The following is a 21,941-nucleotide window of genomic DNA, read 5'->3' as shown; positions in this document are numbered from 1 at the left end:
GAACTCATAATTCAGTCACAGCAAATGCCGTGCCAATTGAGCGGAAGGTTGAGGGCGGTTGGTCCGACGACGCTTACCTGTCGTCGGCGGGCGCTTTCCTGGCCTGCGGTTCAGCCGCAGGCGGCTCGGCCGCCTGGCTGGCGGCGGCCGCGATCGCGTTCTCCTGTTCCGGGGTGAGATCGGCATGGTCGCCGAGGCCCGGAATGTTCACGCGGACTTCCTTGCGGGCGAAATCGATCCCGTTCTCCCTGAAGGCTCTCTGGACCCGGGAATAGACTTCCTTGCGCACCGCGAACTGGTGGCCCGGCTTGGTCATGAACTTGCCGCGAACGATGATGCCGACATCGTCCACATCCGCCGCACCTTGAGATTTGAAGGGCTCGATGATACCCTCCGCAAGTTCCGGCACTTCCATCATCTCCTGACCGATTTTCTTGAAGATCTTCCGGACCTTGTCGAGATCGGTGTCGAACGGCACCGTGAAACGCAGCTTCATGATCACCCAGTCACGGCTCATGTTGGTGACCTTGGCGATCTCTCCATAGGGGATGATGTGGATCGGCCCGTTGACCGAGCGTAGCAGGATCGAGCGGACAGAAATCTTCTCCACCGCCCCGAGCGTGCCGCCGGCATCGATGAACTCGCCGACCCGGAAGGCGTCGTCGAGAAGGAAAAAGACCCCGGAGACCACATCCTTGACCAGTGTCTGGGCTCCGAATCCGACGGCAAGGCCGATAACGCCGGCGCCAGCAAGCAGCGGTGTGATGTTGATCCCGAGGCTGTCGAGCGCCAGCAACACGGTCAGAACGGCAATGACGGCGCTCAGAACCACGCGAACCAAAGGCAGGACGGTCGCCAGTCTCGACTGACCGGCCCCGCCGCCCTCGCCTCCGCCATGCGCGGGTGCGGCCGCGTCTCCCGTCACCCCTTCCCCGATGAGGCGGCGATTGATCCAGAGATTGCAGAATTCCCAAACCAGATAACCGCAGGCGAGGATCAGCAGCGCCCCGAGCATATGGGCCGCCAGCTCCGCGCCGATTCCGACCGACGCGATGCCCTGCAGGCTCAGCCCCCAAAGTTTGCCGACCAGGATAACGATGGCACCGAAAAGCAGCGTCCGGCCAATCCGGATATAGCTGAGACGGGTCTGCCGCTCGATCTCCGGGACCGGCCTTTCGCTCTCGTCCGCAAACTCCGTTCCTCCGGAAACGGCTTCGGACGGCACCAGATAACTCGCGATCCCGCGAACCATGGTATCGAGAAAGGGCGTGATGAGAATCAGGACGATCACGAGCGTGCCACGCAGCGGCGAGATCACTTCGACACCCGCACTGATCGCCGTCTGAAGGAACAGCCAGTTTGCCGTCAGCAGCAAAATCATGACCGGCGGCCACCAGCGCGCCATCCGCGCGAGGCCCGGGGTCGGCTCGTCTGCATCGCCGATCAAAATCCGGGTCAATCCCGCGCGCGTGTGCCAGAGAGTGCCTATCAGCCAAAGTGTCGCGAGGAGCGAGGTCCAGAAGCGCATGTCTTCTCCGACATCCTGACCGGCGCGTACGACAAAATCCGACAGGAACATGAGAAAACCGCCGGCTCCGAAAACAAACACGAGAAAGCGGTAGAGCGTCCGCACGGTGTCGTCGCTCGCCGCGACTAGACGCAGGTCTGGCCGGTTCGGCGCGAGAACAAATCGCAGGATGGCGGCGGCGATGCGCGCCAGCCCGACCGCCAGAAGCACGAAGCTGGAAACCGAAACCACATGCTCCTTGTTCGACGGGACCGCATTGGCGATCAGCAACGCCACCACCAGGAAAACGACGACACCGCCAAGCTCGAGCACCGCTCTCAGGCCGAGCTTGCCGATGATCTCTCCGAGAGCGCCGCCGCTCGGAACCCTGATCCGATCGCGCCACGGAGCAGCCACGCGGATAAAGAGCTGTTCCGCCGCGACGGCGGCGGCAATGCTCAACAGCAAAAAGCCGAGTAGCTTCAGCAGCTCTCCTTCAGCCTGCGCCAAGCCCGAACCAATACTCGATAGCAGATCCGGTAACCCGGCGATTTTTTCGCTTACATAAAGACGAAAGCCGGAAAGAACGGTCTGCATCCGAGCGACCATCGAGGGACCGGTTTCCACGGACGCACCGGTCTTCTCATGCGCGTCCAGTGTCTCAATGAGTCTGGTCAGGGCATCTTTCTGCTCCGGCGTCATCTCGGAGACGAGCTTCTGCAAAGGGTCCGGCTCGGCGGTCTGCGCCGTTACCGGCATCTGCGACATGGACGCGCCGCTTGCGAAAATCATCGCATACGCGCAGATGGCCAGCCCGAGCAGAAGACGGCGAAGTCCGGTCAGCGCTTTCATGTCTTTCCTCCGGTGCGAAACGGCGGACATCTGCGTGTCGCGCAATCACGATCCTATCGCGAGATCACGGCGTTGTGCATCCGTAGAACGGATGCCTGCCAGTTTCGACAATCCCTTGAGTTGGTTGGGGAATTGGGCTGATATCGCTCGTGCCGGCACATTTAGAGACCGGATCATGGGAGCACCGGAAGGAGACCACCTGATGAATCAGGCCGCAATATTGGCGCAGGTGGCGCGCATTCATGGCGACCGGCCGGCCGTTTCATTCGGCCGATCGGTGTTCCGGAGCTACCGCGAACTGGGTACTCGTGCTGCCCGCCTCGCCGGCGCGCTCAGAACCGAACTCGACCTTGTGCCGGGCGACCGGGTCGCACTGGCGATGAAGAACCACCCGCTCTATCTCGAAATCCTTTACGCGATCTGGCATGCCGGTCTTGCGGCGGTTCCGATCAACGCCAAGCTGCATCCAAAGGAGTTCGCCTACATCCTCGACAACAGCGGGGCGCGGGCCTGTTTCGCAACACCGGACCTCGCAGGCATGCTGGCCGGGATCAAGAACGAGGTTCCCGACCTGGAACACCTGATTTCCACCGTCGACGCCGATATCGAGGAACTCTACGAGGCCGATCCCGTCCCGCCCGCCTCCGTCGATCCGGACACGCTCTGCTGGCTCTTCTACACTTCCGGTACCACCGGGCGGCCGAAAGGCGCGATGATCACCCATCGCAGCCTGATGTTCGCGACCACGAACTATCTCGCAGACGTCGACGGGATCGATCCAGGCGACTGCATGATCCACGCCGCACCGATGAGCCACGGCTCCGGGCTCTACGCGATGCCGCATATCGCCCGCGGCGCCAACAATGTCGTGCCGGAAAGCGGCGGCTACGATGTGGAGGAGTGCCTCGACCTGATTTCGAACTGGCCGGGTGCGAGCTTCTTCTTCGCCCCGACCATGGTGAGCCGCCTGATCAACCATCCGGCCCTCGGCGGTGCGGACCTGACCAATCTCAAGACCATCGTCTATGGCGGCGGGCCGATGTATCTGGAGGACGTGCTGAGGGCGCAGGAAAAGCTCGGCCCGAAGCTGACCCAGATCTACGGTCTCGGAGAGGCGCCGATGACCATCACAGGCTTGCCGAAATCGGCCTATCTCGACAAGGACCATCCACGCTATCTCGCCCGCCTGGGCTCCGCCGGGTTCGCGCGCACCGGAGTAGAAGTCCGCGTGGTCGATGCCGACGGCAACAATGTCGGCTTCGGAGAGACCGGGGAGATCATCTGCCGCGGCGATATCGTCATGGGCGGCTATTGGCAGAACCCGGAGGCGACCGCCAAGACGATCCGCGACGGCTGGCTCTGGACCGGCGATCTCGGCGCGATGGATCCGGACGGTTACGTCACGCTGAAGGACCGCTCCAAGGACATGATCATCTCCGGCGGTACCAACATCTATCCGCGCGAGATCGAGGAGGTGCTGTTGCGCCACCCGGACGTCTATGAATGCGCGGTGGTCGGGCGCCCACATCCCGACTGGGGCGAGGAAGTGGTCGCCTTCGTTGTGCCGCATCCCGACAAGGAGATCGAGACGGCGGAATTGGACGCGCTTTGCCTCGAAAACATCGCCCGCTTCAAACGACCGAAGGAGTATCGGCTGGTCACGGCGCTGACCAAGAACAATTACGGGAAGATCCTGAAAACCGAGCTGCGCGACTTGCTGGCGGGCGAGGCGGAAGGCTAAGCTGCCCGCCTTATCTGATCACCCTCTCCGGATCTCCCATATGTCTTCTGGCTCGAACGCCTTCGCCGTCGGCTCCGAATACGGTGTCCTGAAAGACGTCTATCTCTGCCGCCCCGACAATTTTCAATGGTCGGACATCGCCAAGGAGGACACGACGGCCAACGCCGTGGTCCGGGCCACCCTGCGCGACGGCGTCGCCTTCGACCGGAGCGCGGCGAGCGGTGGATTTCAGGAATTCATCGATGCCTATGAAAGCGCCGGCGTCTCCTGCCATTTCGCCGAGACAGATCCCGCGCTCAGCTATCAGGTCTACACCCGCGACCCCTCGGTGATGACGCCCTGGGGCGTCTTCCTCTGCCAGATGTACCGCCAGCAGCGCCGGGGCGAGATCGCGCCGACCCACCGCTTCTACGAGAGGCTCGGCATTCCGGTCTGGAACTGGGCGACGGCGGGACCGATCGAGGGCGGCGACATCCACCTGATCAAGCCGGGCGTCGCGGTCGTCGGCTATACCGGCCAGCGCACCACCGAGGTCGCGGCGAAACAGCTCCAGACCTGGCTCGAGGCCGAGGGCTGGGAATGCCGCCTGCAGCGCTTCGCCGAGCATTTCCTGCATCTCGACCTGCTCTACGCCACGGTGAACGAACGCCTCGCCCTGATGTGCCTCGACGTGCTGCCGGAGGATTTCGTCGCCTGGGTGAAGGGCCATGGCATCGAGCCGGTCGCCGTCACCTACAAGGAGGCGATGCAGCTCCAGTGCAACTGCATGTCGCTCGGGAACGACAGGGTGATTTCCTCGAAGGGTGCGAAACGGGTGAACGAGGCACTGCGGGCCGAGGGCATCACGGTGCTCGACCCGGACCTCTCGATGTTCACCCAGGCCGGAGGCGGACCGCGCTGCCTCTCGATGGCGCTGAAGCGGGAAGCGATTTAAACTCGCGATCGGATTGGATAATTGAAGTTGTTTCGCCGCGCTCGCGCTGCACGTCGATCAAAACGATCATTAAAGCGTGAAAATTCGAGAGCGTCCCGGATATTGGGTCTGGATTTATGAATGTTCGCTTCAAGACTCTCTACAAAATCGTAGTAGCGAACTTTATTCTCTTCATAATAACCGCCATTTATTTAGGTGGCGCCGCCGACACTGAGTGGGCCATAGATGGAAAATTTTATGTCAATAGCCACGGCAGCCAAAAAGAAGTAAGCGAAACTGTGTTTTACATTTCCATGTATCATAAATACCTCACCTTGAGTTCGTTCGTGGCATTGATGATTTTGGAAATATCTGCTCACATTTTTTTCAAGATCAGATCGCTGTTTCAAAAACTGTTTTAGCGCGATCAGGCCGGCAACAGCTTGCCTGCTTCTTTTCAGCGCGGGAAGGTCACCGCCTCGATCTTGTTGCCGTCCGGATCGCGGATGAAGGCGCCGTAGTAGATTGTCACCGTCGCCTGCCGTTCGCCCGGCACGCCGTCGCTGTGGCCGCCATACGCGAGCGCCGCTGCGTGGAAGTCGTCCACGGCTTCCCTCGACGACGTGCGGAGGCAGATATGGATGCCGGTGCCCTCCTCCACGGTCGCCAAACCCTCGCGCAGGTTCAGCCAGAACTCGGGATACCTCTTGCCAAAGCCAATCGTCCGTTCTCGCTCGGCGAGCCGGACGAGGCCGAGCGGGGCCAGCACGCGGTCATAGAACGCGGCGCTGCGGGCAAGATCGGAGACGGCGATGGAGACGTGGTCGATCATCCGGCGCCGTCTCAGGCTGCCTGCTGGCCGATGCGCTCCAGATACCGGTCAAGCGCGTCACGGAACGGCGGCAGGCTCTTGTAATGCTGCATGCCGTCCGGCATTTCCGCGAGCGCGGAGCGCAGAGCCGACGCAAGGTCCGGGCGGGTTTCGAGACAGGAAAGCGGATCGACGAAGGTGCGGATGGTAAAAAGGATGTCTCCGGATTTCTCCAGACGCCTGAGGGTCTGGCGCTCGATCCGGATCCATAGCCTGTCGCTCGCATTCTCGGGCGTGATGGCGTCCTCCGCCTCCGTGCGGAACTTGCCGCCACTCTGGAACAGGGCCGGATCGTCGACGATCGACCAGTTGAGCCGCTGCACCGGCTTGTCGGACCGGAGATGCTCGAAGAAACGGTCGACCGGGCGCCCGAGCTTCTCGGCATAGCCGGAGACCCGCTCGTGGATCCGCATCATCGGCTGGCCCAGCTTCTCGGCAAGCAGCCAGCGCGCGGGAAAGCAGAGCGAGGCGGCGTGCAGGACATAGCCCTCCTCTCCCGGTCGCATCAGGCAGAGATCCTCCTGAACGAGCCGGCCCGCGAGATCGAGCGCATGATCGGCGAAATCGGCCATCCGGTAGCTCTTGCCCGTCTCCTTGATGGTGATCGTCCCGTCCGCGAAGCCGATCAGGTCTGGGTGGTGCCGCTCGAGATGCTCAAGCAGCAGCACGAGCACTTCGCGCTGGGCCTCCTCACTGCCCGGCAGATCCCCGAAGACCGCCTTACGATCCGCTGCAAGCAGGCGCTCCTTTTCCTGCAATTCCACCGCGCGCTTGTCGTCGATATCGATCCAGTCCTTCAGATCGAGTCCGACCAATCCCATCGCCAGCGCGTATTTGCCGTTGGCATAGGGCGCATAGCGCGGCCCCGTATTCTCCGTTGCAGGCACTTTTTCTTCCTATTTCTCGACCGGATTCCCATCCTTCACCCAGTCAAGGATGCCGGATCCGTGATTATAGACCCTCGTATACCCGGCCTGATCGGCCATGGCGCGAGCGAGCGCGAGTGAGCGGCTTCCCGTCCGACAGATAAGCACAACCTCCTGATCGCGGGTCACGAGCTTTTCGAGCGCGCCCGGAAAACTCTGAACAAACTGACCGCGCCCGTCAAAAGCGGTCAGGCGCTTCGCCCCCGGGATTGTTCCGGTCTGCTCCCATTCGTCCGGGCGCCGGATGTCGATCACAGTCACACCTCGGTCCATCAGAGACTTCAGATCGGCATTGCCGATCGTCCTGAATTTCGGCGCCGCCACCGAGATCAGTTCCACTTCGAACTTCAGCGTCGCGTTCGGCGGGATGAGACCTCCGCCGGCCCCCCGCTCTCCGTAGGCAAGGTCCGCCGGAATGATGAGCTCCCGCTTGCCGCCCACCTTCATGCCTTCGACACCCTGATCCCACCCGCGAATTACCCGTCCCGCGCCGAGCGTGAAGGTAAAGGGGGTGTTGCGGTCGAGACTGGAGTCGAACTTGGTGCCGTCCATCAGCCAACCGGTGTAGTGCACAGTTACGGACGCGTTCTCCGCAGCCGTGGCGCCCGTGCCGACCGTCAGATCCGTCACGGTGAGGTGGCCGGGTTGGTGATGCGCCTCACCTGTCGCCGGAGCAAGAACAAGGATCAGCGCAGCCAGCGCGGCACGAAGTTGGTTCGACATCGGCACGGTCCTAAAATTCGTCGTCGCGCCCACGGTAATCGGTGACGCTCGGGAATCCAATCCGTGCAGACACGCAATCCGCCCGAGCACCTTGCCAAGCGGCTCAGCCAAGGAACCATGGGTTGAGGTTCGCCCATGCCGACGACAGCTCGCCCATCCCATGCGCGTAGGAATAGATGTCCATGCCAAGCGACCTGGCCTGCTCGTCCCTCGAAATCGAGTTCTCGTAAGACCTGCTCAGTTCGAGGAAACGCTCGTTCGCCGGGTTCGCCTGCCGCGCTCCTGACAACCGGTCATGCATTTCCCGAACCGCTCCCAGAATATCTTCCGGCGTACAGGCCTCGGCGCGGATTTGTTCTGCCTCGTACCAGCGAGAGTCCGGGAGCGGACCGAGCACCATCCGGCTCGGCATTTTCAATTCCAGCTGCTCTTCGTAGGACAGGGGTTCGGTTGAGTCCCTGATGTGGAACTTCTTGAAAAGAAAAAGATCTTCCGGCAGGTGGTGAGCGTAGATGTTGTGCAGCAGATTTGTGTTCACGCTCGGCCTGCCGAACGCCCTGGCGAGTGCCTCCGGCCCGGACATGCAATTGAGCGAGAACGCGCAGGCGGCCGAAAGATACACATCCAGAAAATCCGAACCCCGGTCTTCATTCGCCAGATCTAAGACTCGGGAGGACACATGCCGGAATGGCGGAGATCCGGGCCGGCCGATCCGGAACACCGCATATCCCGCCTCCAGGAGCCAGTCGACAGCGGGCCGGAAACTCTCGGGGTCGACGACGCGGGTCCGTCCAAATGAAGCGCTCCCGGAATCGTTGGAATAATTCGGCTCACGCACATGCATGACGACGAACGGCGTCCCCGGATCGATACCGGCCTCGTTTTTCAGCCAGCTTTCGCCGCGTTCGCGGGCACCGGGATCCAGCCCGAGATGCACCTGTCGCTTCCCCGCAGCACAATGGAGCGTGAAAGCACGGTAGAACCTGTTGGTGTGCTCCAGGCAAAAATCGAAGGGCCCGACACTTGTCATGCCGAGATCAAGGTCGCGGGCCGTCAGTAACGTGACGTTCTGCGTCTCGACCATGGCAAATCTGTTGGAGAGAATATCGAACAGAGGCTTGTTGATACGCGGCAGAGCCCGCGGCGGCGTCAGCAAGACCAGTTTGTCGTACACCTCGTCATAGAGAGACGCGAGATAATGCGGCTCCGGCGCCAGGTGACCGATCGCAATGGCGAACGGCAAGGGGTAGACGAGCGCCTTCTCTCCCTCTCTCAGATGCGGCTGAACGAGAGCGTACAGCTCCTGCAGAGTCTCCGGTTTGTTGAGTTCGGCAAGATGTTCCTGAGGGGTCAAAGGCTGTACCCAAACCGGTCTATATTTCGCTCAAGCGTACCGGAACCGGGACCTTTGCCGCCTGGAAAACGCCTCGGCCGCGATACCTCGGCCCTACTCCGGGAGCGTCATTTTCCAGCCATCGGCGCGTCGGATCGCTTCCGCCTGCTCAGCCTCGCTCGTCGCGCCACGAACCGCCGTCAGCGCCTGTTGCACGCCTTCGGCGCCAACCCGGTCCGCCAGGGTCAACCATTTGAGCGCCTCGACCAGATCCCGATCGACGCCTTCCCCCCGCGCAAAGAGGATCCCGAGCGGGAGAAAGGCCTGCCGAACGCCTTTGCTCGCAGCGATCTCATAGAGGCGCGCCGCCTCCTCGGGATCGCGCGAGCCGCCGGTTCCGGTTTCGAGCATGATCGCGTAATTGAACTCGGCTTCCCGGAGCCCGGCCTCGGAAGCGGCGCCGAACCATTTGCGGGCCTCGCGGAGGTCTTTCCCGACGCCCTGACCGATCTGGTAGAGGACGCCGAGCCGATACTGGGCAAGCGCAAAGCCGCCTTCGGCGGCCTTCTTGTAGAGTTCCACCGCCCGGGCCTTATCTGCCTCGCCCTGCGTTCCCTGAGCACCGCGCTCCAGTGCCAGACCGTAATAGAACTGCGCCTTTGCGTCGCCCGCTTCCGCCTGCTCGCGATACCAGTCCATGGCCTCGCCATAGGTCTGCCGCTTGCTGTCGGCGGCTTGTGCCAAAGCGGGACTGACGGTCAGGAAAGTACAGAATGCAAGGAGTAGCGGGAGTGCCCGTTTCAAGGAATTTTCCGTTAAATCAAGGGATTGAAATGCCTGTCAGGGCGAGAGCGGACCGGTGCCGGCATTCGGCCGGGGTGCCGGCCCCTCATAGCCGACAAGGCGGTTCGCTTCCTTGCCGTCAAGAGGCTGGCTGTAGCAATTGACCTTGCCGAGGGTCTTGTAGCAATAGCGTGGCTCAACCGGTCGCGGCGGTTCCGCCTGCGCGTTCTGCCCGAGCTGCGACGGCAATTCAGCGCAGGCCGCAACGACAAAACAAGCCAGAAGAATTAGCGACCGGACCGCCACGAAAGGCTCCAATTACAGCTCAAGTCGTTCGGAATTTGACGTTTTTACACGTTGTTGGCAATTGAAAAGCGGAAAAGGCGAAGTTGTGTCGCATCTTCGCACGGACAAATAATCCGGCGCCTCGGCCCGGCGGTCAGACCGTGCCGAGTGACCCGTTGCGACGTCCCCGACAGCGCCCGAACCGGCTTGCCACCGTCTTCGTTACTCTTTGAGATACGCGTCGAAAAATGCGGGCACCCGGCGCATCGCGTCCTCACGCGCATCCGGATCGGTCCCCTGCAGCGGCAACTGTCCGCTTGCGGTGAGAGCTCCTTTCCGGCGGCGAAGTGCCATGTTCGGAGCATCGAAGGAATGGGTTGCGCCGTCATAGATGACGATCTCCACCGGCTCCCCGCGCCGCCGCGCCAGTTCGACGAAGGTCTTGCACGGCGCCGGAAGGGTCCAGTTATCCGCCCCGCCCTGCAGGATCAACAGCGGAGCCACGGTCGACCAGCTGCCGGGCTCGACCTTGGTGAAAGGCTTGGACTGGAGACGGTCGCTGCAGGCCCCGGGATAAAAGGCGACCGCCGCCTTGAAATCGTGCGCCGGCGGTGGGGTCGGGCGGCCGATGCTTTGGCGTGAGAGCGTCAGCAAGGCGACGCCGCCGCCCTGCGACCAGCCGATCAGTCCGATCCGGTCGCGCGTTATGTCCTCGCGCGCCTGGAGAAACCGAAGCCCGGCATAGGCGTCGCCCGGGCGTTCCCGGAGCATGATCTTGCGCCCCGGCACGCGTCCGCAGGTCCTTCCCATGCCGCGTGAGCCCGGACTGTCGATCATCAGCACGGCGTAGCCGTGGGCCGTCATATGCCGCGCCCAGGCTCGATAGGTCGAGGAGACACCACCGTCGCGGCCGAGACCGCCGCAGCCATGCAGGAAAACCAGCGCCGGATGCGGACCGGGTCCCTCCGGCAGCTCGAAATGGGCGTGAAGATCGGTTGCGCCGGCGCCGGGCACGATGACCTTTTCCGCCCGGACACCGGTTGCCGCCAGGAACAGGATTGCGCCAGCCAGCAGAATGGCCTGCAATGCTCTCACGTTCATCCGCCTGTAACCCTCCTGGACCATACCCATGTCATCGCACGGATACGAAACAGGCCGCCTCAACCTGCCCTTCGTCGGTATCGCCACCTTCGGCAAATATCCCTACCAGCCCGACTGGGACAAGATCGAGGCGGATGTCGCAGTGCTCGGCGCCCCGTTCGATTTCGGCACCCAGTTCCGTGCCGGCGCCCGTTTCGGGCCGCGCAGCATCCGGGAGGCCTCGACCCTCTTCTCCTTCGGCCATGGCGGCGCCTACGACCATGAGGACGACATCACCTACCTGCCGGCGGAGACGACGCGGATCGTCGATCTCGGCGACGCCGACATCGTCCATACCGACACAGCGCAGAGCCACGCCAATATCGAGTTCGGCGTGCGCAAGATCCTGAAGGCCGGCGCGATCCCGGTGGTGCTCGGCGGCGATCACTCGGTGAACATTCCCTGCATCAACGCCTTCTCCGAGGACGAGCCGGTGCATCTGGTGCAGATCGACGCCCATCTCGATTTCGTCGACGAACGGCACGGTGTCCGCTCGGGTCACGGCAATCCGATGCGCCGCGCGGCCGAGAAGGACTACGTCACCGGCCTGACCCAGATCGGCATCCGAAACGTCTCCTCCACCGCGCGGGAAGGCTACGAGGCGGCGCGTTCCATGGGCTCGGACATCCTCTCCGTCCGCCAGTTCCGCAAGCTCGGCGTCGAGGCGGTGCTGGACCGCATCCCGGCCGGCAAGCGCTACTACGTCACCATCGACATCGACGGCTTCGACCCGTCTATCGCTCCCGGCACCGGCACGCCGAGCCATGGCGGTTTCACCTACTACGAAGGACTGGAACTGCTGGACGGTCTGACGAAGCGGGGCAGCGTGGTCGGCGTCGATCTCGTCGAGGTCGCGCCGGATTACGACCATGCCGGCTGCACGACGACGCTTGCGGCGCAGCTGCTGCTGAACTTCATTGGGCGGATATTGCACCACCGGACCTAGCGTAAGACGCGCACAGGATCGATTGCGACGCCCGAGAGGCCGATCCTCGTCCTGTCCCGGACCGGCCGACGGAGAACCCTTGTGCCGCCCGGTTCAACCCGGAGCGACCCATCTTCGAAGAGCGACTGGATCCGGGTGCGGGAAATCCCGATTTCCCGGCAGAGCAGCCTGTCGAGACGGTGGCTAACCGGAGCGGGCACGCAGAGTTCGATCTCTAATGCCCGAGGCTCTACAGGGGTTGGGGCGAGCGCCAGTTTGGCGACGCGTACTCGGCCGAACTCCTCGACACGCGAGGCCCGCCTCCGCAGATCGGCGACATCGATCGCGATGCGATCGACGAGCGCACGCTCGTTTCTCTGCAGGGCGTCAAGATATGCCGGCTCAAGGATGCCAACGGGATGCCGCTCAAGTATCGGGCGGTTCCAGGTGCTCTCGCAGGCCACGCATTTGTAGATCAGCCAGGCATCCAGTTTCTTGCCGTTACTGTTGACCCGGATCTTGCCACCGCTGGCGAAGTTGGTGACGGTACCGCAACGCCTGCAATGGAGTTGAGGTTCTGGGGCCGCCGCCGGAATGACGGTCCATCTGGCCCGGAGAATATCGGACATGCCGGTTCGCACTTCCCATCGGGAAGTTCGCCGGATGGCGGTATCGGCAGGATCCGATCAAGCGCGGATAGCGAAACAGGCCTTCTGAGAAGAGCGTAGCGGCGTCCGGACAATCCGGCGCGGTTCAGCCGTGCCAAACCGGTCTCGACCGCCACCACGCGAAACTTCCATACATGAAGGAGCGCCCCCACAATTTGGGGACGCGCTAAGTTTCATGGCTCTGGTGAGACCGGCGGTTAACTAGGCAAACTGGCTCTACCCGGTGCAATTTCGACGGGTTCTACATATCCATACAGTTCCTGTCGGGCAAGAACCGACGCGCCCGTCCTAAGACAAAAAAAGCGGGCCATTGGCCCGCTTTCATTCGCACGATGTTTTGTTCAGCCGTCAGATCGACTGTTTGAACAGCTCGGTCAGGTTCTCGACCGTGAGCTCCACCGGGTTGCCGCCACAGCTCGGATCCTCGATCGCCATCGCCGCCAGTTCGTCGATCCGGTCGGAGCCGACGCCGAGGGCCGACATCTTGTCCGGAATCGAGAGTTCTTCCCGCAGCTTCATGACATAATCGTAGAAGCCGTCGAAACCGTCGGAGATGCCGAGATAAGCCGCCGCCTGGGCGAGCCTGTCCTCGACCGCCGGGCGGTTGAAGCGCAGCACCGGCGGCATGACGACCGCGTTGGTGGTGCCGTGATGGGTATTGTAGACGGCGCCGAGCGGGTGCGAGAGCGCGTGGATCGCGCCGAGACCCTTCTGGAACGCGGTGGCGCCCATCGCGGCGGCGCTCATCATGTTGGCGCGGGCCTCGATATCGCCGCCGTCTTTATAGGCGCGCGGCAGGTATTCCTTCACCAGCCTGAGGCCTTCGAGCGCGATGCCCTGGCTCATCGGGTGGTAATGCGGGCTGCAGAAGGCCTCCAGGCAGTGCGCGAAAGCATCCATGCCCGTGCCCGCCGTGATCGCCGCCGGCATGCCGACGGTGAGTTCCGGATCGCAGATCACCACGCTCGGCAGCACCTTCGGGTGGAAGATGATCTTCTTCACATGGGTTTCGGAATTGGTCAGCACGCTGGCGCGGCCGACCTCGGAGCCGGTGCCTGCCGTGGTCGGGATGGCGACGTTCGGATAGATCGCATCCGCATCGGCACGCATCCACCAGTCGCCGATATCGGCGAAGTCCCAGACCGGCCGCGTCTGGTCGGCCATGAACGCAACCATCTTGCCGAGATCAAGGCCAGAGCCGCCGCCGAAGGCGATGACCCCGTCGTGGTTGCCCGCCTTGAACGCCTTGATCCCCGCCTCGAGGTTCTTCTCGTTCGGGTTCGGATCGACTTCCGAGAACATCGCGCGGCCGAGCCCCGCCGCCTCCATCAGGTCCAGCGTCCTCGAGGTGATCGGCAGGTTCGCGAGCCCCTTGTCGGTGACGAGCAGCGGGCGCTTGATACCGGCGGCGGCACAGGCCTCACCGATCTCGGCAATGCGTCCGGCGCCGAAGCGGATCGCGGTCGGGTAACTCCAGTTGGCTTTAATGGTCATGGCCGTCAGGCTTTCTTCAGATGGTAGGATTTGGGGCGGGTCAGGTTCTGGAACCCGATTACGGAAAGGGCGCCGCCGCGGCCGGTATCCTTGCAGCCGGTCCAGCAGAGGCCGGGATCGAGATAGTCGGCGCGGTTCATGAACACGGTCCCGGTCTCGATGCGCGCGCCGATGGCGGCAGCCCGTTCGGCGTCTTTCGTCCAGAGCGAAGCGGTCAGGCCGTAATCGCTGTCGTTCATCATCCGGATGGCTTCCTCGTCATCCGTGACCTTCATGATACCGACGACCGGGCCGAAGCTTTCCTCCCGCATCACCGTCATCTCGTGGGTCACGTCGACCAGGATCTGCGGCATCAGGTAGGCGCCGCCATCGTCTTCCGGGAACAGCCCCGGATCGATCAGCGGCTTTGCACCTTTGGCGATGGCGTCCGACGTCTGCTCCCGGACAACGGCTGCGAAACGCTTGTGCGCCATCGGGCCAAGCGTGGTCGCCTCTTCCAGCGGATTGCCGAGCTTGTAGCCGGAGACGATCGCCACCGCCTTCTCGACGAAGGCGTCGTAGAGGCTCTCGTGCACGTAGATGCGCTCGATGCCGCAACAGCACTGGCCGGAATTGAACATGGCACCGTCGATCAGCGTGTCCGCCGCCGCAGCCAAGTCCGCATCCTCCATCACATAACCCGGATCCTTGCCGCCGAGCTCGAGGCCGAGCCCGGTGAAGGTGCCCGCGGCCGCCTTCTCGATCGCGCGGCCGCCGCCGACGGACCCCGTGAAGTTGATGAAGTCGAACTCTCGGCTGGCGATCAGCGCCTCGGTGCCGCCATGGTCGAGGAAAAGATTGACGAAGAGGCCCTTCGGCAACCCCGCCTCCTCGAAGGCACGGACCATGCGCTCGCCGACCAGCAGCGTCTGGGTCGCGTGTTTCAGCGCCACCGCGTTGCCGGCGATCAGTGCCGGCGCGACGGTGTTGATCGCCGTCATGTAGGGATAGTTCCAGGGCGCGATCACGAAGACGAGGCCGTGCGGCTCGCGCAGGATGCGGCGCTCGAACGTGTCCGAGTCCTCGACCACGATGGGCGCCAGCGCGCTCTCCGCGATATCGGCCATGTAGGAGGCACGCTCGTTGGTTCCGCCGAACTCGCCGCCATAGCGCACCGGCCGGCCCATCATCTTCGCCAGTTCCGGCACCATCTCGGCCTGCATCTCGCCAAGACGGGCAACACCGGCTCGCACAAGGTCAATGCGTTCGGCGAGCGGACGCGCCGCCCAATCCTTCTGCGCCGCCCGGGCAGTCAGCAGCAACTCGCGCGCCGCCGCCGGCTCCATAACCGGACGCTCGGCGAAAACGCTGCCGTCGATCGGCGAAATACATTGAAGCATCTTGTCGCTCATCTGTGTGTCAGGCCCTCTCAAACCCGCGATTCACTTCCCAGTCGGTCACCCGACGGTCGTACTCGGCCTGCTCCCAGCGGGCCGCATGGACGTAATGGTCGATCACATCGTCGCCGAAGGCGGCGCGGAGCATGCTGGAGCCGTCGAGCGCCACAGCCGCGTCACGCAGGGTGCCCGGTATCTCGCGCACGCCGGTGCCGCCATAGGCGTCGCCCTTGAACTCTTCCTCGAGCGCCATCTTCTTCTCGATGCCGTCAATCCCGGCCGCGAGCAGCGCCGCCATGGCGAGATAGGGATTGAGGTCGGAGCCGCCGATCCGGCATTCGACACGCACCGCCTTGGTGCCCTCGCCGACGACGCGGAAGCCCGCCGTACGGTTATCCATCGACCAGACCGCCTTGGTCGGTGCGAAGGTGCCGGCGACGAAGCGCTTGTAGGAATTGATGCAGGGCGCGAGGAAATAGGTGATCTCCTCGGCATGGGCCAGCAGGCCCGCAAGATAGCTTCGCATCAGCTCCGACATGCCGTGTTTCGCGTCCGGATCGGCGAAGAGCGGCTTGTCGTCGAGCGACCAGAGCGACTGGTGCACGTGCGAGGAGTTGCCCGCATAGTCGTAATGCCATTTCGCAAGGAAACTGATCGCGTGGCCCTTGGCCCAGGCGATCTCCTTGCAGCCGTTCTTGATCAGCGCATGCCGGTCGGCCATGGTCAGCGCCTCGGCATAGCGGACATTGATCTCTTCCTGCCCCGCGTCGGCCTCGCCTTTCGAGTTCTCCACCGGCACATCCGCGCCGTGCAGGCCGTTGCGGATCGCCCGCATCACCCCCTCTTCCTTGGTCGTCTGGAAGATGTGGTAATCCTCGTTATAGGGGCTGATGACCTCGAGGTTCCGGTAGCCCTGCGCATGGGCCTCCTCGAAGCTCTGCTTGAAGAGAAAGAACTCGAGCTCGGAGGCCATGAAGGCCTTCATCCCCATCGCCTCGAGCCGCTTCACCTGTTTCTTCAGGACGGCGCGCGGGGAGTGCGGAACCTCGGCATGGGTGTGATGGTCGAGCACGTCGCAGAAGACCAGCGCCGTGCCTTCCAGCCAGGGTATGCGGCGCAGCGTGGAGAGATCCGGCTTCATCGTGTAGTCGCCGTAGCCGGCGGCCCAGCTGGTCGACTTGTAGCCCTCGACCGTGTGCATCTCCATGTCGGTCGCCTGCAAGTAGTTGCAGGAATGGGTCTCCTCGAACGCGCTCTCGCAAAAGAACTCGGCGTGGAACCGTTTCCCCATCAGTCGGCCCTGCATGTCGACCTGGACGGCCAGCACGGTATCGATCTCGCCGGCCGCGGTTGCGGCGCGCAGCTCTTCAAGGGTCAGTTTGCCTGCCATGACGCTCTTCCATCTGCAAAACGGGTAGGGCACGAAGCCCGGAACGGTGTCCGGCCGTTCCATCCATCGCTGGCGGAACGGCCGGACCGATGCCCCTCTCAGAAAGAGGGGGATCAGGTCTTAGCTATAGCGGTACGGCTTGCCCGCCTTCTTCATATCCGCCGCATACTTCTTGAAAATGTCGATGACCTTCTTGGTCCGCGGCGTCTGGGCGGCGATTTCGTCCCAGAACTTCTCGGCCTCGGCCTCGACCTTCGCCCACTCCTCGTCGGCGATGGTGGTCAGCTGCATCTTGGTGCCGTCGACGCGCAGTTTCGCCTCGCCGCCCCAGTACCAGTGCTGGCGGTAATAGTGCGAGCTGTCCATGCAGAGCTTGAAGAGCTCTTTCAGGTGCTCCGGCAGTTCTTCCCAGCGTTCGGAATTGGCGAAATAGGAACCGCACCAAGCGCCGGAGATGTTGTTGGTCAGGAAGTAGTTGGTCACGTCGGCCCAGCCCACCGTGTAATCCTCGGTGATGCCCGACCAGGCAATGCCGTCGAGCTCGCCGGTCTGCACCGCGACCTCGATATCTTCCCATGGCAGGGTCACAGGAACGACCCCGAAGCGGGACAGGAACTTGCCTGCGGTCGGGAAGGTGAAGACCCGCTTGCCCTTTAGGTCGTCGAGCTTGTTGATCGGATCGACGGTCGCGAAGTGGCACGGATCCCAGGCGCCGGCGCTGAGCCAGGTCACACCCTCGACCTCGCCATAGGCCTCTTCCCAGATTTCCTTCAGGCCGTACTGGTTGAACAGCACCGGCACGTCGAGGCTGTAGCGGGTGGCGAACGGGAAGTACCCGCCGAAGACCGAGATATCGACCGGCGCGGCGATGGAATCGTCGTCGCTCTGCACCGCGTCGATGGTGCCGCGCTGCATGGCACGGAACAGTTCGCCGGTAGGGACCAGCTGGTCGGCGAAGTAGAGCTCGATCTCCATCTCGCCGTTGGCGACCTTGTTGAAGGCGTCGATGGACGGCTTGATCACGTGCTCGGCGAGCGCCGGGCCGGCATAAGTCTGCAGGCGCCACTTGATCTTGCTCTGCGCCTTGACCGCCGGCGCGGCAAGCGTCGCGGCTCCGGCAACGCCCGCGGTTGTCGCCGCGGCGGCCGTCTTCAGAAAATCACGTCTGTTCGTCATGTCACCTGTCTCCCTTAGGTGAAGGGCCCTCCGGCCCGGTTAACCCTCAATGGAACGGTTCCCAGGCCGTTCCACCCGCTCTGTGTCGGCGCGTCGCGCCTCCCCTTCCCCGTTTCTTGCTTGTCCGGTCCCATCGCGTCCGGCCCTACCTTCCGTAGAACGTGTTGGGCAGCCACATCGCGATTTCGGGGAAGATCATGACCAGAATGAGCGCCAGTGTCATGACCAGCACGAAGGGGCCGATGGACCGGTAAATGTCCGACAGCGTGACCTCCGGCGGCGCCATGGCGCGCATCAGGAAGAGATTGTAGCCGAAAGGCGGCGTCATATAGGCGATCTGGCAGGTGATCGTGTAGAGCACGCCGTACCAGACCAGATCGAAGCCCAGCATCTTCACCAGCGGCACATAGAGCGGCGCGACGATGACCAGCATGGCCGTATCGTCCAGGAACATGCCCATCAGGATGAAGGAGAGCTGCATCAGGATCAGGATCTCCCACGGACCGAGACCGAGCCGGCCGACGAAGAAATCCTCGATCGCCCGCACCGCGCCGAGACCGTCGAACACGGCACCGAAACAGAGCGCGGCGAGGATGATCCACATGAACATGCAGGAGATGCCGAGTGTCTTGCGCAGCACCTCTTCCATCACAGCGGAGGTCAGCCGGCGCTTCACCAGAGCCGCGACGGTCGCTGCGGCCGCACCGACGGCGGAACTCTCGACAAGCGAGGTCACGCCCATCAGGAAGAGCCCGGTCATCGAGAAGAAAATGAAAAGCGGCAGGATACCCGCCTTCAGCAGGCTGATCTTCTCTTCCCACGTGATCTCGGCGCGTTCTTCCTTGCTGAGCGACGGGCCGAGGGAGGGCTGCATCCAGCAGCGGATGACGATATAGGCGATGAACATGCCCGCCATCATCAAACCCGGCACCGCGCCCGCGAGCCAGAGCTGACTGACCGGCTGGCGCGCAATCATGCCGTAGAGCACGAGCACGACGCTTGGTGGGACCAGGATGCCGAGCGAACTGCCGGCCTGAATCACGCCGGTCACCATGATCTTGTCGTAACCGCGCCTGAGCAGCTCCGGCAGCGCGATGCTGGCGCCGATCGCCATGCCGGCGACCGAGAGACCGTTCATGGCGGAGACCGCAACCATCAGCAGGATGGTGCCGATCGCGAGCCCGCCGTTCAATGGCCCCATCCAGACATGGAACATGCGATAGAGGTCGTCGGCGATCTTCGATTCCGACAGCATGTAGCCCATATAGACGAAGAGCGGCAGGGTCAGCAGCGGGTACCATTTCATCAGCTTCATGGCCGCGCTGAAGGCCATTTCCGAGCCGCCGTCGCCCCACATGAGCAGGGCGGCCGCGGAAGCGACGAAACCGATCGCCCCGAAAACCCGCTGCCCCGTCAGGAGCAGCAGCATCATCGAGGAGAACATGAGGAGGGCGATAAGTTCGTAACTCATCAGATCTCCTCCCCGCGCACGGCGGCGATATCCTTGAACAGCGTCGCGAGCGCCTGTAGCAGCATCAGCAGGACGCCGAAGGTCATGACGACCTTGACCGGCCACATGTAGGGCGCCCAGGCGGAGTAGCTCTTCTCACCGTATTCGATCGCATAGGCGGTCGAGGAATAGCCGCCATAGAGCAGCAGGCAGAGATAGAAGATCAGGAACAGCACCGTGATCGAGTCGACCAGCGAGCGGGTGCGCGGCTTCCAGGTCGTGTAAAGCAGATCCATGCGGACATGATCGCCGAGCTGCATGGAGTAGCCGCCGCCGAGGAGGTAATAGGCGACCATCAGAAACTGGGCCGTCTCGAGCGTCCATAGCGACGGCAGGAACACCGCCTTGGAAAAAGATGAATAGAGCAGAACGCCCAGCATGGCGAAGATCAGATACATCGCGAACCGGCCGATAAACCGGTTCATCTTCTCCACATAGGCGACATAGAGCCGTATCGCTTTCGGCATCTTCGGCTCCCTAAACCTTGTCCGGATTGCTGCTGTCGCCCGCAGCCGCGCAAAGCTCCAGTGCACGCGCGACCGCGCCAGACAAGATATCCGCCATCGCACGCTGCTGCGCCGCCTCGCGGATGATGTCGTTGCGAATTTCGATCATGACATTGAGCAACCCGTGCGGCAGAGCATGCAGCTTAAGCGTATGGGTCACCCCGTCGACCGGGCCGTAAGGCTCGTTGCGCCGGACGTTCAGGCCCTCGAACGCGTCTGCCTGCGCCAGCATCGCATCGGCGAGGCGGCTGTCGGTATCATGCAGGATCCCGATATCGAACGGACGCTCGACACCTTTATAGGTCGGGGTGAATGAGTGGACCGTGACGATCGCGGTCGGCTTGCCCGATGCCAGCCGCCGGCCGATCACGCCCTTCAGGGTCTCCCGGAACGGCGTATAGACCATGTCGACGCGCTCGGCGCGGTCCGCTGCGCTCAAACCGGCATTTCCCGGAATCTGGTAGATCTCGCTCACCGACGGCATCGCGCTTTCCGCTTCCGGCGGGCGATTGCAGTCATACACCAGACGGGAAACCGTGGAGGAGACCAGCGGAGCGTCCAACGTCGCGGCCATGATCGAAGCTACCGGAAGCGCGCCCGGATCCCAGGCGACATGGCTCTGGCGCGCCGCCTCGTCGAGACCGAGTCCGTCCAGATGCGGCGGAATCTGATTGGAGGCGTGCTCGCAGACGACGACCGCGGCCCCCTTGCCGCTCTCGTTCGTTACGCTGACCGGATTGCCCCACGCGGCCCCTTCCGCGATCGGCTGCGCCGATGATGCCACTCACCTTCTCCCCTGTGATTGTCCTCATCTTTTCAACTTTGATCAGGCAGTCAAGGGCATTTCTGAAAATTCCTCTTCTATAAATCTGAGATTGTCGCATTATTTTCAGAACGGGGCGTCGCACCGGCGCCGGGGAGGAAATATTGGCGGAAATGCCGACAGGAACGGTGGCGGAGCGGATACGGCAGCGGTTCGAGGAACTGACCCGCGCCGAACGCCAGCTCACAAACGTGATTCTTGAGAACTATCCGGTCTCCGGACTCGGCACGATCACAGCGCTCGCGGAGACTGCGGAGGTCTCGACGCCGACCGCGGCCCGCATGGCCCGCAAGCTCGGATATGGCGGCTTCCCCGAAATGCAGGCCGCCCTGCGCGCGGAGCTGGAAGCCACCCTCTCCAATCCGATCACCAAGCATGACAGCTGGGCCGCGAACGCGCCCGACACCCATATCCTGAACCGCTTTGCCGACGCGGTGACGGACAATCTCAGGCAGACGCTGCAGCAGCTCGATCTTGAGGATTTCAATGCCGTGGTCGGCCTTTTGACCGATCCAGAACGCAATATCTATGTGGCCGGCGGCCGGATCAGCCGCTCCATGGCGGACTACTTCTTCACCCACATGCAGGTGATCCGCGACGGCGTGACTTTGCTGACACCGAACTCGAACACATGGCCGCACTATGTGCTGAACATGAAGCAAGGCGACGTATTGGTCGCCTTCGATATCCGCCGCTACGAGCACGACACCCAGCGCCTCGCCGAAATGGCGCAGGAGCGCGGCGCGGAGCTGGTGCTCTTCACCGACCAATGGGGCTCGCCCGCCGCCAAGCATGCGAGCCATAGCTTCCGCGCCCGGATCGAGGTCCCTTCAGCCTGGGACAGTTCCGCCGTCATTCTCTTCATCATCGAAGCGCTGATCGCGGCGGTGCAGACGGAACGCTGGGAGGAGACACGCGATCGCATGAAGGTGCTGGAGCAGCTCTTCGACCAGACGAAACTCTTCCGCAAGTTCACCTGAGCAGGCGGCGCGACCCAGG

The 21,941-nt window shown here is 62.9% G+C and carries 20 protein-coding genes; 4 read left to right on the top strand and 16 right to left on the bottom strand.

The features are described from left to right. Positions 1 to 73: 73 nt before the first annotated feature. Positions 74 to 2,359 carry a mechanosensitive ion channel family protein gene (locus tag NUH88_RS18795; protein ID WP_257768092.1) on the bottom strand — a complete coding sequence of 762 codons (2,286 nt, stop codon included), beginning with the start codon at positions 2,357 to 2,359 and terminating at the stop codon, positions 74 to 76. A gap of 202 nt (positions 2,360 to 2,561) precedes the next feature. Between NUH88_RS18795 and NUH88_RS18790 the strand changes: the two genes are divergently transcribed. Together NUH88_RS18790 and NUH88_RS18785 are read left to right on the top strand one after the other, a co-directional pair. Then, positions 2,562 to 4,100, top strand: a complete 1,539-nt coding sequence (locus NUH88_RS18790) for an acyl-CoA synthetase (protein ID WP_257768091.1) — start codon at positions 2,562 to 2,564, stop codon at positions 4,098 to 4,100. Positions 4,101 to 4,140: 40 nt separating this feature from the next. After that, positions 4,141 to 5,034, top strand: coding sequence for a dimethylarginine dimethylaminohydrolase family protein (locus NUH88_RS18785; protein ID WP_257768089.1), 894 nt, complete (start codon positions 4,141 to 4,143; stop codon positions 5,032 to 5,034). 436 nt (positions 5,035 to 5,470) lie between these two features. Here NUH88_RS18785 and NUH88_RS18780 read toward each other — a convergent pair whose 3' ends face one another. The 7 genes from NUH88_RS18780 to NUH88_RS18750 form a co-directional block, all read right to left on the bottom strand. Then, positions 5,471 to 5,845 carry a VOC family protein gene (locus tag NUH88_RS18780; protein ID WP_257768088.1) on the bottom strand — a complete coding sequence of 125 codons (375 nt, stop codon included), beginning with the start codon at positions 5,843 to 5,845 and terminating at the stop codon, positions 5,471 to 5,473. Positions 5,846 to 5,856: 11 nt separating this feature from the next. Then, positions 5,857 to 6,771 (bottom strand): heme-dependent oxidative N-demethylase family protein, encoded by a 915-nt coding sequence (locus tag NUH88_RS18775; RefSeq protein WP_257768086.1) that lies wholly within the window; start codon positions 6,769 to 6,771, stop codon positions 5,857 to 5,859. Positions 6,772 to 6,780: 9 nt separating this feature from the next. Next, the gene (locus NUH88_RS18770; protein ID WP_257768084.1) at positions 6,781 to 7,533 is read right to left on the bottom strand and encodes an FKBP-type peptidyl-prolyl cis-trans isomerase; all 753 of its coding nucleotides are present in this window, start codon (positions 7,531 to 7,533) and stop codon (positions 6,781 to 6,783) included. Between the two features lie 103 nt (positions 7,534 to 7,636). Next, positions 7,637 to 8,887 (bottom strand): TIGR04372 family glycosyltransferase, encoded by a 1,251-nt coding sequence (locus NUH88_RS18765; protein ID WP_257768082.1) that lies wholly within the window; start codon positions 8,885 to 8,887, stop codon positions 7,637 to 7,639. Positions 8,888 to 8,980: 93 nt separating this feature from the next. Then, positions 8,981 to 9,670, bottom strand: coding sequence for a tetratricopeptide repeat protein (locus tag NUH88_RS18760; protein WP_257768080.1), 690 nt, complete (start codon positions 9,668 to 9,670; stop codon positions 8,981 to 8,983). Between the two features lie 36 nt (positions 9,671 to 9,706). Then, entirely contained in the window at positions 9,707 to 9,955 is a 249-nt protein-coding gene (locus NUH88_RS18755; protein WP_257768079.1) for a hypothetical protein, read from the bottom strand. A 201-nt stretch (positions 9,956 to 10,156) separates the two neighbouring features. Beyond that, positions 10,157 to 11,035: a dienelactone hydrolase family protein gene (locus NUH88_RS18750; RefSeq protein WP_257768078.1), complete on the bottom strand. Its 879-nt coding sequence runs from the start codon at positions 11,033 to 11,035 to the stop codon at positions 10,157 to 10,159. A 28-nt stretch (positions 11,036 to 11,063) separates the two neighbouring features. Between NUH88_RS18750 and speB the strand changes: the two genes are divergently transcribed. Continuing rightward, entirely contained in the window at positions 11,064 to 12,020 is a 957-nt protein-coding gene (gene speB, locus NUH88_RS18745; protein WP_257768076.1) for an agmatinase, read from the top strand. On the opposite strand, the gene NUH88_RS18740 is transcribed toward speB, so the two are convergent. From NUH88_RS18740 to NUH88_RS18705, 8 genes are all read right to left on the bottom strand, one after another. Continuing rightward, the gene (locus NUH88_RS18740) at positions 12,017 to 12,628 is read right to left on the bottom strand and encodes a DUF1062 domain-containing protein (protein ID WP_257768074.1); all 612 of its coding nucleotides are present in this window, start codon (positions 12,626 to 12,628) and stop codon (positions 12,017 to 12,019) included. The two genes, speB and NUH88_RS18740, sit on opposite strands and share 4 nt — an antisense overlap. A 387-nt stretch (positions 12,629 to 13,015) precedes the next feature. Next, positions 13,016 to 14,161: an iron-containing alcohol dehydrogenase gene (locus tag NUH88_RS18735; protein ID WP_257768072.1), complete on the bottom strand. Its 1,146-nt coding sequence runs from the start codon at positions 14,159 to 14,161 to the stop codon at positions 13,016 to 13,018. A 5-nt stretch (positions 14,162 to 14,166) separates the two neighbouring features. Next, a complete protein-coding gene (locus NUH88_RS18730) occupies positions 14,167 to 15,552 on the bottom strand; it encodes an aldehyde dehydrogenase family protein (protein WP_257768070.1) in 1,386 nt (461 codons plus the stop codon). A gap of 7 nt (positions 15,553 to 15,559) precedes the next feature. Then, complete coding sequence (locus NUH88_RS18725; protein ID WP_257768068.1) at positions 15,560 to 16,927, bottom strand: glutamine synthetase family protein; 1,368 nt, start codon at positions 16,925 to 16,927, stop codon at positions 15,560 to 15,562. Between the two features lie 120 nt (positions 16,928 to 17,047). Continuing rightward, positions 17,048 to 18,103 (bottom strand): TRAP transporter substrate-binding protein, encoded by a 1,056-nt coding sequence (locus NUH88_RS18720; protein ID WP_257768066.1) that lies wholly within the window; start codon positions 18,101 to 18,103, stop codon positions 17,048 to 17,050. 145 nt (positions 18,104 to 18,248) lie between these two features. Continuing rightward, entirely contained in the window at positions 18,249 to 19,574 is a 1,326-nt protein-coding gene (locus NUH88_RS18715) for a TRAP transporter large permease (RefSeq protein WP_257768065.1), read from the bottom strand. Further along, entirely contained in the window at positions 19,574 to 20,080 is a 507-nt protein-coding gene (locus NUH88_RS18710) for a TRAP transporter small permease subunit (RefSeq protein WP_257768063.1), read from the bottom strand. The genes NUH88_RS18715 and NUH88_RS18710 overlap by 1 nt, the downstream gene beginning before the upstream one ends. A 10-nt stretch (positions 20,081 to 20,090) precedes the next feature. Further along, positions 20,091 to 20,903 carry an N-formylglutamate amidohydrolase gene (locus NUH88_RS18705; RefSeq protein WP_257768061.1) on the bottom strand — a complete coding sequence of 271 codons (813 nt, stop codon included), beginning with the start codon at positions 20,901 to 20,903 and terminating at the stop codon, positions 20,091 to 20,093. A gap of 152 nt (positions 20,904 to 21,055) precedes the next feature. On the opposite strand from NUH88_RS18705, the gene NUH88_RS18700 reads away from it, so the two are divergent. Then, positions 21,056 to 21,922 carry a MurR/RpiR family transcriptional regulator gene (locus tag NUH88_RS18700; protein WP_257768059.1) on the top strand — a complete coding sequence of 289 codons (867 nt, stop codon included), beginning with the start codon at positions 21,056 to 21,058 and terminating at the stop codon, positions 21,920 to 21,922. The last annotated feature ends 19 nt before the right edge of the window (positions 21,923 to 21,941 follow it).

Source organism: Nisaea acidiphila (assembly GCF_024662015.1).
Lineage (GTDB): Bacteria > Pseudomonadota > Alphaproteobacteria > Thalassobaculales > Thalassobaculaceae > Nisaea > Nisaea acidiphila.
The sequence above is the reverse complement of the archived record's forward strand: the minus strand, read 5'-3'. Positions and strand labels throughout refer to the sequence as shown.

Coding starts and splice junctions, on each gene's coding strand:
- NUH88_RS18715 (WP_257768065.1), bottom strand. CDS start 19,574: ATGAGTTACGAACTTATCGCCCTCCTCATGTTCTCCTCGATGATGCTG.
- NUH88_RS18795 (WP_257768092.1), bottom strand. CDS start 2,359: ATGAAAGCGCTGACCGGACTTCGCCGTCTTCTGCTCGGGCTGGCCATC.
- NUH88_RS18740 (WP_257768074.1), bottom strand. CDS start 12,628: ATGTCCGATATTCTCCGGGCCAGATGGACCGTCATTCCGGCGGCGGCC.
- NUH88_RS18770 (WP_257768084.1), bottom strand. CDS start 7,533: ATGTCGAACCAACTTCGTGCCGCGCTGGCTGCGCTGATCCTTGTTCTT.
- NUH88_RS18710 (WP_257768063.1), bottom strand. CDS start 20,080: ATGCCGAAAGCGATACGGCTCTATGTCGCCTATGTGGAGAAGATGAAC.
- NUH88_RS18720 (WP_257768066.1), bottom strand. CDS start 18,103: ATGACGAACAGACGTGATTTTCTGAAGACGGCCGCCGCGGCGACAACC.
- NUH88_RS18735 (WP_257768072.1), bottom strand. CDS start 14,161: ATGACCATTAAAGCCAACTGGAGTTACCCGACCGCGATCCGCTTCGGC.
- NUH88_RS18785 (WP_257768089.1), top strand. CDS start 4,141: ATGTCTTCTGGCTCGAACGCCTTCGCCGTCGGCTCCGAATACGGTGTC.
- NUH88_RS18790 (WP_257768091.1), top strand. CDS start 2,562: ATGAATCAGGCCGCAATATTGGCGCAGGTGGCGCGCATTCATGGCGAC.
- NUH88_RS18780 (WP_257768088.1), bottom strand. CDS start 5,845: ATGATCGACCACGTCTCCATCGCCGTCTCCGATCTTGCCCGCAGCGCC.
- speB (WP_257768076.1), top strand. CDS start 11,064: ATGTCATCGCACGGATACGAAACAGGCCGCCTCAACCTGCCCTTCGTC.
- NUH88_RS18730 (WP_257768070.1), bottom strand. CDS start 15,552: ATGAGCGACAAGATGCTTCAATGTATTTCGCCGATCGACGGCAGCGTT.
- NUH88_RS18700 (WP_257768059.1), top strand. CDS start 21,056: ATGCCGACAGGAACGGTGGCGGAGCGGATACGGCAGCGGTTCGAGGAA.
- NUH88_RS18750 (WP_257768078.1), bottom strand. CDS start 11,035: ATGAACGTGAGAGCATTGCAGGCCATTCTGCTGGCTGGCGCAATCCTG.
- NUH88_RS18725 (WP_257768068.1), bottom strand. CDS start 16,927: ATGGCAGGCAAACTGACCCTTGAAGAGCTGCGCGCCGCAACCGCGGCC.